This window comes from Mesorhizobium sp. ESP6-5, from assembly GCF_020164695.1.
GTDB lineage: Bacteria > Pseudomonadota > Alphaproteobacteria > Rhizobiales > Rhizobiaceae > Mesorhizobium > Mesorhizobium australicum.
Window position 1 is genome coordinate 185935 of the sequence record NZ_JAIUGR010000004.1, and the last position, 13684, is coordinate 199618.

Annotated in this window: 13 protein-coding genes; 3 read left to right on the forward strand and 10 right to left on the reverse strand. The window is 64.8% G+C overall.

The window, feature by feature from the left end; translation table 11 throughout:
• The first annotated feature begins 40 nt into the window (after positions 1 to 40).
• Positions 41 to 742, forward strand: a complete 702-nt coding sequence (locus LB524_RS07795; protein WP_224524993.1) for a GntR family transcriptional regulator — start codon at positions 41 to 43, stop codon at positions 740 to 742.
• 17 nt (positions 743 to 759) lie between these two features.
• Here the strand turns inward: LB524_RS07795 and LB524_RS07800 are convergent, their stop codons facing one another.
• The 7 genes from LB524_RS07800 to LB524_RS07830 form a co-directional block, all read right to left on the reverse strand.
• On the reverse strand, positions 760 to 1701 hold the full coding sequence (locus tag LB524_RS07800; RefSeq protein WP_224524995.1) for an alpha/beta hydrolase: 942 nt from the start codon (positions 1699 to 1701) through the stop codon (positions 760 to 762).
• A gap of 213 nt (positions 1702 to 1914) precedes the next feature.
• A complete protein-coding gene (locus tag LB524_RS07805; RefSeq protein WP_015314607.1) occupies positions 1915 to 2697 on the reverse strand; it encodes a carnitinyl-CoA dehydratase in 783 nt (260 codons plus the stop codon).
• Positions 2690 to 4768 carry an acetate--CoA ligase family protein gene (locus LB524_RS07810; RefSeq protein ID WP_224524999.1) on the reverse strand — a complete coding sequence of 693 codons (2079 nt, stop codon included), beginning with the start codon at positions 4766 to 4768 and terminating at the stop codon, positions 2690 to 2692. Before LB524_RS07810 ends, LB524_RS07805 begins: the two co-directional genes overlap by 8 nt.
• Before the next feature lie 3 nt (positions 4769 to 4771).
• Entirely contained in the window at positions 4772 to 5935 is a 1164-nt protein-coding gene (locus tag LB524_RS07815; RefSeq protein ID WP_023772121.1) for an acyl-CoA dehydrogenase family protein, read from the reverse strand.
• A 4-nt stretch (positions 5936 to 5939) separates the two neighbouring features.
• The gene (locus tag LB524_RS07820; protein WP_224525002.1) at positions 5940 to 7034 is read right to left on the reverse strand and encodes a carnitine 3-dehydrogenase; all 1095 of its coding nucleotides are present in this window, start codon (positions 7032 to 7034) and stop codon (positions 5940 to 5942) included.
• The gene (locus tag LB524_RS07825; protein ID WP_224525005.1) at positions 7031 to 7660 is read right to left on the reverse strand and encodes an HD domain-containing protein; all 630 of its coding nucleotides are present in this window, start codon (positions 7658 to 7660) and stop codon (positions 7031 to 7033) included. The genes LB524_RS07820 and LB524_RS07825 overlap by 4 nt, the downstream gene beginning before the upstream one ends.
• Before the next feature lie 22 nt (positions 7661 to 7682).
• Positions 7683 to 8600 (reverse strand): 3-keto-5-aminohexanoate cleavage protein, encoded by a 918-nt coding sequence (locus LB524_RS07830; protein ID WP_224525008.1) that lies wholly within the window; start codon positions 8598 to 8600, stop codon positions 7683 to 7685.
• A gap of 79 nt (positions 8601 to 8679) precedes the next feature.
• On the opposite strand from LB524_RS07830, the gene LB524_RS07835 reads away from it, so the two are divergent.
• Entirely contained in the window at positions 8680 to 9657 is a 978-nt protein-coding gene (locus tag LB524_RS07835) for a GlxA family transcriptional regulator (RefSeq protein ID WP_140875927.1), read from the forward strand.
• A gap of 11 nt (positions 9658 to 9668) precedes the next feature.
• On the opposite strand, the gene LB524_RS07840 is transcribed toward LB524_RS07835, so the two are convergent.
• Positions 9669 to 9878, reverse strand: a complete 210-nt coding sequence (locus LB524_RS07840; RefSeq protein WP_015314600.1) for a hypothetical protein — start codon at positions 9876 to 9878, stop codon at positions 9669 to 9671.
• Between the two features lie 208 nt (positions 9879 to 10086).
• On the reverse strand, positions 10087 to 11412 hold the full coding sequence (xylA, locus tag LB524_RS07845; RefSeq protein ID WP_015314599.1) for a xylose isomerase: 1326 nt from the start codon (positions 11410 to 11412) through the stop codon (positions 10087 to 10089).
• A gap of 113 nt (positions 11413 to 11525) precedes the next feature.
• Between xylA and LB524_RS07850 the strand changes: the two genes are divergently transcribed.
• Complete coding sequence (locus tag LB524_RS07850) at positions 11526 to 11888, forward strand: nuclear transport factor 2 family protein (protein WP_140620574.1); 363 nt, start codon at positions 11526 to 11528, stop codon at positions 11886 to 11888.
• A 299-nt stretch (positions 11889 to 12187) separates the two neighbouring features.
• Here the strand turns inward: LB524_RS07850 and xylB are convergent, their stop codons facing one another.
• Positions 12188 to 13642 (reverse strand): xylulokinase, encoded by a 1455-nt coding sequence (xylB, locus tag LB524_RS07855; protein WP_224525010.1) that lies wholly within the window; start codon positions 13640 to 13642, stop codon positions 12188 to 12190.
• Between the last annotated feature and the right edge of the window lie 42 nt (positions 13643 to 13684).

Consider the following 13684-nt stretch of genomic DNA (forward strand, 5'->3'; position numbering starts at 1 on the left):
CGATGTCCGGCTAAAGCGGCCGGAGAACTGGAAATGGAACTTGGCCAAGGAACCAAAAAACACGCTTCGCGACTCGGTCTATTCCGCGCTCAAGGCGATGATCGTGACCGGCCAGATTCCGCCGGGTTCACGCGTCACCGAAAGCGACATCGCGGCGAAACTCAATGTCAGCCGCACCCCCGTGCGCGAAGCCTTCAATCGCCTGGAGCGCGACGGGCTGGTCACCGGCCGGCCGCGCCAGGGCTATGCCGTCACCGAGTTCGACATCAACATGTTCCGCGAGGCCTTCGCCATCCGCGAACTGCTCGACGGTCATGCAACGGAATTGGCGGCGGCCGCCGCGACCGAGAAGGACAAGGCGCGGCTGCGCGCCATGCTGGCCGAATGCGAGCGGCTGGCCGCCATTCCCGACCGCACGACGCGGGAAAAATTCCAGGAGCTGGAGGTCGGCATCGATCTCCACCGCGTCATTGCCGAGATCAGCGGCAATGTCATGCTGCATGGCATGCTGTGCGGCATCCTCGACAAGTGCCAGCACTATGTCTGGACCGAACTCTTGTGGCTCGATGAATGGAAGATCGCCCGCGACGAACACGCCGAGATCGTCGAGGCGATCTGCGCAAAGGATGTCAGCCGCGCCGGCGCGCTGGCCCGCGCGCATGTGCGCGGTTCGCGCGAGAACGTGCTGCGCCTGCTGCAGGCGAAATCGGATTATCAGAGCTTCCTGGCCAAGGCGTCCTGAGCGGACAACCACTCGTCCTACCAGGTTAAGCCGCCCTTTCCGAGCGTGGCCACCGCGTCGACGATCCGGGTGAAGCTCGCGCGGGCGCGGCCAACGGCATGCCGGGCCCTGAGATAGCCGTGCACCAGGCCGGGCTCCTCGAACCAGGTGGCGCGCCCGCCTGCCGCGACGATGCGGTCGCGATAAGCCTCGCCATCGGATGACAGCGGGTCGCACTGGGCGGTAATCAGCACGGTCGGCGGCAGATTGGCGAAATCGGCATCGGCCAGCGGATACAGCGTGATGTCACCGGTCTGGTCCACGCCGCCGGTACGGACGTGTTTGTAGAATTCAAGGTCGCGCACCGTCAGCATCGGCGCTTCGGCATGCGTCACATAGGAGCCGCGCGCGCGATCGCCGCCGAGACCGGGATAGATCAGCACCTGGCCGATCGGCTTTTTCGCGCGGCCACGGGTCGCGTGCGCAACGGCGGCGCAAAGATTGCCGCCGGCGCTGTCACCGCACAGCAAGACCGGGCGGTCGTAGGTCCCGGCGGCCCATTCGATGGCGCTCATCGCATCGTCGAAAGCGGCCGGATGCAGATGCTCCGGCGCCAGCCGGTAGTCGACCGAGACCACCTCATAACCGGTGCGGCCGCAAAGCTCGGCGCAGACGTCGTCATGGCTGTCCAGCCCGCCGAGGATGAAGCCCCCGCCATGGAGGTAGAGCACCATGGCGGCATGGTCCGGCTTTGCGTTGCGGTAGATGCGGATCGGGACATCGCATGCCGGCCCGGCAATAGCGGTGGTCTCCGCAGTCACCCCCTCGGGATAGCCGGCAAAGAACTCACGGCACATGCGATCGTAGATCTCGCGCTGCTGCGCGACCGTGTAATCGATCGTGTCGGGCGGATAATAGGAATTCGTCCGCTCGATGAAGGCCCAGGTCTCGGCGTCGATCAGGGTTTTGTAGTCGGTCATGTCGGCTCAACCGACGTCAAAGGTCGAGCCCAGGCACCCCCCTCTGTCCTGCCGGACATCTCCCCCGCAAGGGGGGAGATTGGCAGCTTCGCCTGCGGTGCTTTTGTCGCAGCGCTGGCGATTGGCGAAGGCGGAAACGTCATCCGATCTCCCCCCTTGCGGGGGAGATGCCCGGCAGGGCAGAGGGGGGTGGCAGGCGCCGTCATCTCTGAATTATTTCCCCTTCCAAACCGGCTCCCGCTTCTCCGCAAACGCGCGGAAACCTTCCATATTGTCCTCGGAACCGTACAGCGCATCGACCGTCGGCAGTTGCCGGCGCGTCACCTTGTTCATCGCCTCCTGGAAGGTCAGCGATTCCGCCACCCGCGCGGTCTCCTTGATCGCTGCGAACACCAGCGGCGGGCCGCTGGCGAGCAGCCGGGCGATCTCCCAGACGCGGTCCTCGAGCTTTTCCTTGGGCAGCACCTCGTTGACCAGGCCCCAGCGATGCGCCTCGGCGACATCCATCCAGCGGCCGGTGAGCAAAAGGTCCATGGCGACATGATAGGGGATGCGCTTCGGCAGCTTGATCGTCGCCGCGTCGGCCAGCGTGCCGGCGCGGATTTCGGGCAGCGCGAAGGAGGAGTGGTCGGAGGCGTAGATGAGGTCGCAGGACAGCGCCAGCTCGAAGCCGCCGCCCACCGCCATGCCGTTGACGCAGGCGATGACCGGCTTGTTCAGGTCGCGCAGTTCCTGCAGACCGGCGAAACCGCCGACGCCATAGTCGCCGTCGACCGCGTCGCCGCTCGCGGCGGCCTTGAGGTCCCAGCCGGCGCTGAAGAACTTGTCGCCGGCGGTCTTGACGATGGCGACGCGCAGATCGGGATCGTCGCGGAACGCCTTGAAGGTTTCGCCCATCAGCCGCGATGTTTTCAGATCGATGGCATTGGCCTTGGGGCGGTCGAGCGTGACCTCGAGGATCAAGCCTTCGCGGCGGGTCGAAATGACGTCAGGCATTCTTGTTTTCTCCCAGCACCAGCAGCGCATCGGCGATCCAGGCACCCTTGCCCTCGGAGCAGACGATCAGTGGATTGATGTCGAGTTCCTCGATCTCGCCGGCATTCTCCTGCACGAAGCCGGCAATACCCGCGATGGCGTCGATGGCGGCCGCGAGATCGGCCTTCGGCCGGCCGCGATAGCCCTCGAGCAGCGGGAACAGTTTCAGGCCGCGCAGTGCGGCCTCGATGTCGTCGCGCGTTGCCGGCAGCATCAGCGTGACGCTGTCGCGCAGCAATTCGACCAGCACGCCGCCAGTGCCCAGTGTCATCACGGCGCCGAACATCGGGTCGCGGGTGAAGCCGACGATCAGTTCGGCGACGCCGTCGCGCACCATGCGCTCGACATAGAGCCCGGTGCCGAGGGGCAACAGGTCATGCGCCGCGGTGCTGACCGATTCGGCGTCCTTGAGGTTCAGCCTGACGGCGCCCACCTCGGACTTGTGGGTGACGCCAAGCGCCTTCAGGGCGACGGGGAAGCCGAGCGCCATCGACGAGATCACCGCTTCGACCGCATTGCCGGCGCGTTCGCCTTTTGGCACTGGAAGCCCGGCCTTGATCAGCCGCGCCTTGGCTTGCGCCTCGTCGGGCGTAACATGATCGCCACCGGCCGCGCCCGACGCCGATGTATCCACCGGCTGCGCCTGCGGCTCGCGCCAGGCCCAGCCGATGAAGGCCGCCGCCTGGGCGGCGTCCATCGCTTCGGAAATGCCGAAAAGCGGCACCATGCCGCGCGCCATCAGCTCGGCGGTGTATTCCTCCGGCAGGTTCTCCGGCAGCGAGGAGACGATGGCGCCATGCGCCTTGTTGGTCTTCAGCGCCGATTCGAAAGCGCGCAGCGTCGCCCACCAGTCGGTCACCGAGCAGCGATCGGGACGCGGGAAGTCGAGCACCAGCATGTTGAGGTCGAAGCCGCCCGACACCATGGCGGTGAAGGTGGCGGTCATCGCCGGCTCGTTGTTCCAGATGAAGGTGTGATAGTCCAGGGGATTGGCCACCGCGACCAGCGGCCCGAGCGTCGATTTGACATGGGCGCGATGGGTGTCGTTCAGGACCGGGAAGTTGACCCATCGGCCTTCGGCGCTGTCGGCCATGACCGATGCCTCGCCGCCCGAACAACTCATCGACGACAAGGTATATCCAGGCAGCGGGCCGGTGATGTGCAGCAGCTTCAGCGCCTCGATGAAGGAGGGGATGGAATCGACGCGAGCGATGCCAAGCCGCTTCAGGAAGGCGCCGGAAGCAGCGTCCGAGCCGGCGAGTGACGCCGTGTGCGAGACGGTTGCCTGCCGCGCCTGCTCGGAGCGGCCGACCTTCATGGCGATGATCGGCTTCTTGAGCTCACGTGCCCTTGCCGCCAGGCGCTCGAAGCCGGCTACCGAATCGAACGCCTCGATGTGCAGGCCAAGCGAGGTGACGCGCTCGTCCTCGATCAGGCCGAGCGCCATTTCGGACAGGCCGGTCTGCGCCTGGTTGCCTGCGGTCATCAGGAAGGCGATCGGTAGGCCGCGCTTCTGCATCGTCATGTTGATGGCGATGTTGGACGACTGGGTGATGATGGCGACACCCTTGCCGCCCTCTTCCAACCTGATGCCGCCATGCTGGTCTGGCCACAAAAGCGCGCCGTCGGCATAGTTGATCAGGCCGTAGCAGTTCGGGCCGATGATCGGCATCTGGCCGGCGGCGGCGACCAGTTCGGCCTGCAGCCTTTCGCCGTCCTCGTCATAGGCCTCGGTCTCGAGGAAGCCGGCGGCAAAGCAGACGGCGCCGCCGGCGCCGCGTTCGGCCAGCGCCTTGATCACCTCGATGGTGAGGTGCCGGTTGACGCCGACAAAGGCCGCGTCTGGCGCGCCGGGCAAATCGGCGACGGATCGGTAGGCCTTGCGTCCGGCAACTTCGTCCTTGGTTGGGTGCACCGGCCAGATCTCGCCGGCAAAGCCCATCTTGATCGATTGCGCCACGACGGCGGCGGCCTGCACGCCGCCGAACACGGCGATCGATTTGGGGCGCAGGAGGCGTTCAAGTTTATGCATCGATCAAGCCCCGAACGGGCGCAGCAGCGCCCGCGAAATAATATGTCGCTGAATCTCCGACGTGCCTTCCCAGATGCGTTCGACGCGGGCGTCGCGCCAGATGCGCTCCAGCGGCAGATCGTCCATCAGCCCCATGCCACCATGGATCTGGATGGCCTCGTCGGCAACGAAGGCGAGCATTTCGGTGGCCTTCAGCTTGGCCATGGCCATGTCCTGGTCGGTGACGGTTCCCTGATCGTACTTCCAGCCGGCTTCGAACACCATCAGGTCGGCGGCCTTGAGTTCCGTCGCCATGTCGGCGAGCTTGAACGACACGCCCTGGAATTTGCCGATCTGCTGGCCGAACTGCTGCCGCTGCGCGGCATATTCGACCGCATGCCCAAGCGCCCGCTCGGCACGGCCGAGGCAGGTGGCGCCGACCTGCAGGCGCGTGGCGCCGAGCCAGGAATTGGCGACGTCGAAGCCCTTGTGCACCTCGCCCAGAACCTGGGATGCCGGCAGCCGGCAGTCGTCGAATTCGAGAATGGCGTTGGTGTAGCCGCGATGCGAGACATTGCGATAGCCGTCGCGCACCGTGAAACCCTTGGTGCCCTTGTCGACGAAGAAGGCGGTGATCTTCTTGCGCTTTCCGCGCGGTGAATCCTCTTCGCCCGAGGCCATGAAGACGATGGCGAAATCGGCAAGATCGGCGTGGGAGATAAAATGCTTGGTGCCGTTCAGCACCCAGTCGTCGCCGTCCTGCACGGCGGTCGCCTTCATGCCGCGCAGGTCGGAGCCGGCGCCCGGCTCGGTCATCGCCAGGCAGTCCCATTTCTCGCCGCGGATGCAGGGGAAAAGATACTTTTCGCGCTGCTCCGGCGTGCCGGCGAGCAGGATGTTGGAAGGGCGCGCCACGCAGGTCCAGTGCAGCGCGTAATTGGCGCGGCCGAGTTCCTTCTCGTAGAGCAGCCAGGTCACCGTATCGAGCCCCGCGCCGCCGACATCGGCAGGCATGTTGGCGGCATAGAGGCCCGCCTCGATCGCCTTCGCCTTGATCTCCTCGATCAGCTCGCGGCGCAGCACGCCAGTGCGCTCGACCTCGCGCTCGTGCGGATAAAGCTCGTTCTCGACGAAGGCGCGCGTCGTCTCGACAATGAGTTTCTGCTCTTCCGAAAGACCGAAATCCATGGTCTCAGCCCTTCTTCTTTTTCCTCGGCTTTTCGGCTTTCTTCACCGGCTTGGCGGCCCTGGCCCTTTCCGCTGCCTTTGAGGCCACGGGCTTCTTCGCCGCCAGCTTGGCGAGCTGTCTTGTGTAATCCTTGTGCAGCGCGCCGGCGCCCCAGCCCTTGCCCTTGTTCTGCTTCGACAGCGCATCCATGATCGCGACCAGATTGTCGTCGCGGATCTTTTCCAGTTCGCGGATCGACAGGCCGTGCGCCTGGTCGTCAGATTGGGTGGCGATCAGGTCGACCAGCTCGTCGTTGAACTCCGGCACATCCATCAGTTTGGTCCACGGCCATTTCAGGCAGGGCCCGAACTGCGCCATGAAGTGGCGCATGCCGGCCTCGCCGCCGGCGACACGATAGACCTGGAACATGCCCATCTGCGCCCAGCGCAGGCCGAAGCCGTAGCGCATGATGTCGTCGAGTTCCTCGACCGTGCAGATGCCGTCCTTGATCAGCCACAGCGCCTCGCGCCAGGCGGCTTCGAGCAGGCGGTCGCCGACGAAAGCCTCGATCTCCTTGCGGATGACGACCGGCTTCATGCCGATCGAGGCATAGATCTCCTTGGCGACCTCGATGGCTTCCGGGAAGGTCTGGTCGCCGCCGACGATCTCGACCAGCGGCAGCAGATAGACCGGATTGAACGGATGGCCGACGACCAGCCGTTCCGGGTGCTTCTTCATCGCCACCTGCATGTCGGTCGGCTTGATGCCCGAGGTCGACGAACCGACGATGGCGTTGGCCGGCGCGTGGGTGTCGATCTCGGCCAGCACCTTGTGCTTGAGGTCGAGCCGTTCCGGCACGCTTTCCTGTACGAAGTCGGCATCCGCGACCGCCTCCGCGATCGTCTTGGCGAAGGTCAGCTTGCCCTCCTTGGGCAGGCCGCCCGGCACCATCTGCCTATAGGCGCGGCGCGCGCCCTTCATCACTTCCGAGACCTTGCGCGAAGCTTCGGGATCGGGATCGAAGATCGACACGTCGATGCCGTTGAGCAGGAGCCGCGCCACCCAGCCGGCGCCGATGACACCGCCGCCGATGGCGGCCGCCTTGTTGATGATGCTCATTGAGAGGCTCCGGTTCTTGTCCTGGCGGTTTCGGGATCGGTGAGAGGCACGCGCTCGCCGGCGCGGATGACCGATGGGTCGTAGGCTTTGCGGGCGAAGACTTCGATCACGAACGGCCGGAAGAAGTCGATCGGCAGTGTCTCATAGTCAGGGTCGAAGCTCGACTGGTCCCAGCGTTCGCAAAACTGGTCGCAATCGTCGAAATAGGCATGGCCGGCGAAGCGGTCGCGCGCATGGCGATTGCCGCCGAGATGGTGGGCGTAATAGAGGCGCTGGAAGTCGCCATGCTTCTCCACCACCCAGGTGCATTGCTCGCGCACGAAAGGTTTCAGGATCGAAGCGGCGTATTCGTCGTGATTGTAGGGCGCGTAGATGTCGCCGATGTCGTGCAGAAGCGCACAGGCTATCCAGTCGGTGTCGGCGCCGTCGCGCCAGGCCCGCGTCGCCGCCTGCAGCGAATGGCCGAGCCGGGTGATCTTGTAGCCGGACAGGCCTTCGTCGAGCTGCACCAGCGCGTCGAGCAGCCGCTCGCCGGTCCTGGCCGCGTAGTCGATCTCGTGCGCGGTCAGGAACTCGTAGTCTTGCCTGTCGCCATCCTTCATGGCGGTGAATTTTACAGTAGCCATATCGACCGTCCCTGCGAATAATTTATGCCGCGATCGGCGCTCGCTTGGTCAGGTTGAGCTTCTTGCGCACTTCTTCCGGCCCCAGGATCCGGGCGCCGAGATTGGTGACGATCGAGGCGGCACGCTCGACCAATTGCGCATTGGTCGCCAGCACCCCCTTGTCCAGCCACAGATTGTCCTCGAGGCCGACGCGGACATTGCCGCCGGCGAGCACGGCGGCAGCGGCGTAGGCCATCTGGTTGCGGCCGATGGCGAAAGCCGACCAGTTCCATGTCGACGGCACGTTGTTGACCATCGCCATGAAGGTGTTGAGGTCGTCGGGCGCCCCCCACGGCACGCCCATGCAGAGCTGCACCAGCGCGTCCGGATCGAGCACCTTTTCCTCGACCAGTTGCTTGGCGAACCAGAGATGCCCGGTGTCGAAGGCCTCGATCTCGGGCTTGACGCCGAGCGCCGTCATCATGCCGCCCATGGCGCGCAGCATGCCGGGCGTGTTGGTCATGACATAGTCGGCCTCGGCGAAATTCATGGTGCCGCAGTCGAGCGTGCAGATTTCCGGCAGGCACTGGCGCACATGTTCCATGCGGTTGGTGGCGCCGCCCATATCGGTGCCTTTTTCGTTGAGCGGCAGCGGCGCCTCGGGCGAGCCGAACACCATGTCGCCGCCCATGCCGGCGGTGAGGTTCAGGATGACGTCGATGTCCGCCGCGCGGATGCGCTCGGTCACCTCGCGGTAAAGATGCACGTCGCGCCTGGGCTTGCCGGTTTCGGGGTCGCGCACATGACAGTGGACGATGGCAGCGCCGGCCTTGGCCGCGTCGATCGCCGAATCGGCGATCTGCTTGGGCGAGCGCGGCACGTGGGGTGAGCGATCCTGCGAGCCGCCGGACCCGGTCACGGCACAGGTAATGAAAACCTCACGGTTCATCGCGAGCGGCATCGAAACTCTCCTCCCATTCGAAACAGCCACTACCATCGCTCGACTTGATCAAAGCTGCTTTGCGTTTTACGAAGGCCACATGATCAAAAGCGAAAAATCTGTCTTTCGCGCCGAACGTGAGACGCTCAAGGTAACGTTCCTGGTGTTTTCCGGCTCCTCGATCATGTGCGTCGCCTCCGCCGTCGACCCGCTGCGGGCCGCCAATCGCATTTCCGGCGAGACCCTGTTCGACTTCAAGCTGGTCTCGGTGACAGGCGAGGCGCCGGTTACCACCTGCGGCCTGCCGGTGGCGGTCAGCGGCCGTTTCGACGCCAAGGAGACAACTGACGTTCTCGTCGTCGTCGCCGGTTTCGGCACCCAGAATTACGCGACGTCGGCTCTGCTTTCAGGTTTGCGGAGGGCAGCGCGGGCGGCCCGCGCGTGCGGCGGCGTCGAGGCCGGCACCTGGCTGGTGGCGCGCGCCGGCCTGCTGGAGGGCCGCAGCGCCACCACCCATTGGGAAGACATGGAGGATTTTTCGTCGGCTTTTCCCGGCGTCGATGTCCGGCCGGACCGCTATGTCATCGATGGGCCGGTGTTCACCTCGGGCGGTGCCTCGCCGACCTTCGATCTGATGCTGCACTTGATTCGCACGCGGCTCGGCATGGCGGTGGCGCTCGATGTCGCCAGCGTCTTCATCTACGACCAAGCGCGTGCCGCGACTGATGCCCAGCCGCTGGTCTCGCTCGGCCGGCTCGACGGCTACGATCCGCGGCTGGCGCAAGCGATCCGCTTGATGGAAGCGCATGTCGACCAGCCGCTGACCATCGACGCGGTGGCCAAGCGCGCCGGGGTGACGGCGCGCACCCTGGAAAGCATCTTTCGCAAGTCGATCGGCGAGACGCCGGGCGCCTACTATCTCAGGCTGCGCCTGGGCGCCGCGCGCCGGCTCGTTGTCGACACGCGGATCGCCATGGCGGATATCGCCGGGCGGACGGGGTTCTCGTCTGCCGCGGCCTTTTCGAGAGCATTTTCAAGGGCTTTTGGCGAAGCCCCTGTCAGGCTTCGCCGAGGTTGAATCCAGGCGGCTCAGGCGGCGTTTTGCCGGTCGCTGCCGCCATCGATCTGCGAGCGCATCTGTCTGGCCAGATGGGTCTCGAAACGGCTGGCAACAGCACGATCCCATTCGTTGGACCGGCGCGCGCCATCCCTGGGATGCGGCATTGCCATCAGCCGGTCGATGATCGATCCGGCCTCGCCAGGTGAGAGCAGGGCGTCGATTTCACGTTCGTTCTGCATATCGGTTCGCCTCCTTCTTCCTCTCCCGCCACGAGCCATACCTATACGAGATTCGTGACGGCAGTTTGAAGGCAAGAGCGAGGTCATTGAGAGGCGGCAAGGGGCAAAACCTTGTCGTCGATTTCAGCATGGCGCGCAGAAAGTTTCCGCGCGCCAAGCTTTCGAATCGCATAGTGCGCCGGCTTGGATTGCCGACGGTCAGGCAGCGTCAGACGTAGCGGTTGACGATGTTTTCGAGCAGTTCCTGGCGGCCGGAGCGCGGCTGCGGCTCGATCTTCTTCTTCACCACGCGCTCGGCGATCTCTTCCAGCGTCCGCTTGCCTGACAGCATCGCCTTGGCCTCGGCGCTGTTCCAGCCGGCATAGCGCTCGGCGAGCGGACCCGACAGCGCCTTGTCCTCTACCATCTTCGCTGCCGCCTTGAGGCCGCGCGCGCAGGAATCCATGCCGCCGATATGGCCGATCAGCAGGTCCTGCGGGTCGAGCGACTGGCGGCGCAGCTTGGCGTCGAAATTGGTGCCGCCGGTCTTGAAACCGCCGGCCTGGAGCACCTGGTAATAGGCCAGCGCCATTTCCGGCACGTTGTTGGGGAACTGGTCGGTGTCCCAGCCCGATTGGTAGTCGTTGCGGTTCATGTCGATCGAGCCGAAGACGCCGAGCGCATTGGCCAGCGCCAGTTCGTGCTCGAAGGAGTGGCCGGCCAGGATGGCGTGGCCCTGCTCGATGTTGAGCTTGACCTCCTTCTCCAGGCCGAAGCGCTTGAGGAAGCCGTAGACGGTCGCGACGTCGTAGTCATACTGGTGTTTTGTCGGCTCCTGCGGCTTCGGCTCGATCAGGATCGTGCCCTTGAAGCCGATCTTGTGCTTGTAGTCGACGACGAGGTTCAGGAAACGGCCAGCCTGTTCCTGCTCGCGGGCAAGGTCGGTGTTGAGCAGCGTCTCATAACCCTCGCGCCCGCCCCACAGCACGTAGTTCTCGCCCTTCAGCCGCTTGGTGACGTCGATGCAGCTCTTCACCGTCGCGGCCGCGTAGGCGAACACATCCGGATCGGGATTGGTCGCCGCGCCCGACATGAAGCGGCGGTTGGAGAACAGGTTCGCCGTGCCCCACAAAAGCTTGACGCCGGTCTGCTTCATCTTGCCGGCGAAATAATCGGCGATCTCATCGAGGCGGGCCGCACTTTCGGAGAAATCCTTGCCCTCGGGCCGCACATCGGCGTCGTGGAAGCAGAAATAGGGAGCGCCGAGCAGCGAGAACATCTCGAAGGCGACATCGGCTTTGAGTTTCGCCAGTTCCATCGTGTCGATCCCGCCGGCCTTGGGGAACCAGGGACGGTCGAAGGTCTGGCCGCCGAACGGGTCGCCGCCCGGCCAGGCGAAGGAATGCCAGTAGGCGACGGCAAAGCGCAGATGGTCTTCCAGCCGCTTGCCGGCCACCACTTCGTCGGGATTGTAGAAACGGTAGGCCAGCGGATTGGTCGAATCCGGTCCTTCATATTTGATTGTCTGGATATCGCCGAAAAAGCCGCTGCTCATGGTTCTCTTCCTCTCCAAGATAGGTTTGCCCGATTACCTCAGGCGTAATTGGTTTCACACCGAGGCTGGTCGAAAACGGTCCTGTCAAAACCGTCAAACGAAGGAGACAGACCATGACCGACCTCAACACGATCGCCCTGAACTACATCACCGCCTGGAACGAAAGCGATGCCGACCGCCGGGCGGCCTTGCTCAAGGCTGTCTTCACCGAGGACGTCAGCTATCGCGATCCGCTCATGCAGGGCGACGGCCATGAAGGCGTCGCGGCGCTGATCGGCGGCGTCCAGCAGCGCTTTGCCGGCTTCCGCTTCTCGCTGAAGGGCACGCCGGACGGCTTTGCCGACAAGATCCGCTTCTCCTGGAATCTCGGGCCCGAGGGCACTGCTTCCGTCATCGAAGGCACCGACATCGGCATCATCGAGAACGGCCGCCTGAAGAGCGTCACCGGCTTCCTCGACAAGGTGCCGGCGCAGTGAGGTCCTGCCGGCAAGTCGAGTGGCTCCCACTCTTACGGTAGTTGCTTGTCCAATCTGTAGAGGGGACCGATTGGCGAAGTCGGCGCCGCCCCTCATCGCCCTGCCGGGCACTTCTCCCCGTATAGTGACGGGGAGAAGGGGGCCGGCGGCAATCTCGACGCCTTTCCTGCGACGTTGGTGATTGGCGAAACCAGCAATGACAGCGCCCCTCTCCCCGTCTCTATACGGGGAGAGGATGCCGGCAGGCAGGTGAGGGGCAGCGCCAGCGCCCGGACGAAAGGAATGGGACAAGCGCCAACTCACGCGGTTACGGCCTTGATCGCCGGATAGAGCGCGCGGTAGCGGTGATAGGCATCGGCGAAGGCGCCGCCAAGAGCTGCATCCGGCTCGATCGTGGCATCTGTCCTCGGCGCGGAGCACACGGCCAGCGGATCGGCGCCGGTCGCGGCGATCAGGCCAAGTCTGGCCGCTCCAAACGCAGCGCCGAAATCGCCATCAGCCGGAATATCCACCGGCACCTGCAGCGCGGTGGCGATCGCCTTCAGCCAATAGCGCGAGCGCGAGCCGCCGCCGATCGCGGTCACGCGCGTCAAGGTCGTGCCGGCGGTTTTCAATGCCTCCAGGCTGTCGCGGAAGGCAAAGGCGACCCCTTCGAGCACGGCCTGGGTCAACACCGGGCGGCCCGATTCATGCGCCAGGCCTGTGAATGAGCCGCGAATGGCGGAATCATTGTGTGGCGTCCGCTCGCCCGAGAGATAGGGCAGGAAGGACACGCCGGTTGGCGCCTTCAGCGTCTCGCCGAGTTCCGATGTCAGTTCGCCCGCGCCCTTGCCCGTGATCTCCGACAGCCAGTTGAGCGAATCGGTTGCCGACAGGATGACGCCCATCTGGTGCCAGGTATTGGGCAGAGCATGACAGAAGGTGTGCACCGCGCTGGCCGGGTTGGGCAGATAGGCGGCGTTGGCGGCAAACAGCACGCCCGATGTGCCGAGCGAGACAAAAGCGTGGCCGGCGCCGACCGTGCCCATGCCGCAGGCGGAAGCCGCATTGTCGCCGGCGCCGCCAGCCACCGGAGTGCCGGCCGCGATGCCCCACCGCGACGCGAGTTCGGCGCGCAGGGCGCCGGCTTTTTCCGTGCCCTCGACCAGCGACGGCATCTGCTTTTCCTCAAGCGAGGTCGCCGCAAGCAACTCGGAAGACCAGCGCCGCTTGCCGACATCGAGCCAGGACGTGCCTGCCGAATCCGACATTTCCGAAATATGCTCGCCGGTCAGCCAGAGCCGCAGGAAATCCTTGGGCAAAAGCACCTTTGCCACCTTGGCGAAGACAGCGGGTTCGTTGTTCTTCACCCAGGCGAGCTTGGGCGCGGTGAAGCCGGGAAAGACGATGTTGCCGGTGAGCGCGCGGAAGCGCGGATCGGCGTCCAGTGCCGCCGCCTCGACATGGCTGCGCGTATCGTTCCACAGGATGCAGGGGCGCAACACCTGATCGGCGGCATCGAGCAAGGTCGCGCCATGCATCTGGCCTGACAGGCCGATGCCCTCGATCGCCGCGAACTGCCCGGGATGTGCCGCCTTCAGTTCGGCGATCGCGTCTTCGCAGGCGCGTATCCAGTGCAGGGGATCCTGCTCGGACCAGCCCGGATGAGGGCGAGAAACATCAAGCGTGCCATGGCCGGAGCCGATGACGCCCTGTCCGGCATCGATCAGCAGCGCCTTGACGCCCGATGTGCCCAGGTCGAGGCCGAGATACATGGTTTCCTCCCACGTTCTTATTTTTTTCGGAACCCGAAAAAT

Excerpts from the sequence above, each read along its gene's own strand:
- LB524_RS07800 (WP_224524995.1), bottom strand. The coding sequence starts at position 1,701 with ATGACCGACTACAAAACCCTGATCGACGCCGAGACCTGGGCCTTCATC.
- LB524_RS07805 (WP_015314607.1), bottom strand. The coding sequence starts at position 2,697 with ATGCCTGACGTCATTTCGACCCGCCGCGAAGGCTTGATCCTCGAGGTC.
- LB524_RS07810 (WP_224524999.1), bottom strand. The coding sequence starts at position 4,768 with ATGCATAAACTTGAACGCCTCCTGCGCCCCAAATCGATCGCCGTGTTC.
- LB524_RS07815 (WP_023772121.1), bottom strand. The coding sequence starts at position 5,935 with ATGGATTTCGGTCTTTCGGAAGAGCAGAAACTCATTGTCGAGACGACG.
- LB524_RS07820 (WP_224525002.1), bottom strand. The coding sequence starts at position 7,034 with ATGAGCATCATCAACAAGGCGGCCGCCATCGGCGGCGGTGTCATCGGC.
- LB524_RS07825 (WP_224525005.1), bottom strand. The coding sequence starts at position 7,660 with ATGGCTACTGTAAAATTCACCGCCATGAAGGATGGCGACAGGCAAGAC.
- LB524_RS07830 (WP_224525008.1), bottom strand. The coding sequence starts at position 8,600 with ATGCCGCTCGCGATGAACCGTGAGGTTTTCATTACCTGTGCCGTGACC.
- LB524_RS07835 (WP_140875927.1), top strand. The coding sequence starts at position 8,680 with ATGATCAAAAGCGAAAAATCTGTCTTTCGCGCCGAACGTGAGACGCTC.
- LB524_RS07840 (WP_015314600.1), bottom strand. The coding sequence starts at position 9,878 with ATGCAGAACGAACGTGAAATCGACGCCCTGCTCTCACCTGGCGAGGCC.
- xylA (WP_015314599.1), bottom strand. The coding sequence starts at position 11,412 with ATGAGCAGCGGCTTTTTCGGCGATATCCAGACAATCAAATATGAAGGA.
- LB524_RS07850 (WP_140620574.1), top strand. The coding sequence starts at position 11,526 with ATGACCGACCTCAACACGATCGCCCTGAACTACATCACCGCCTGGAAC.
- xylB (WP_224525010.1), bottom strand. The coding sequence starts at position 13,642 with ATGTATCTCGGCCTCGACCTGGGCACATCGGGCGTCAAGGCGCTGCTG.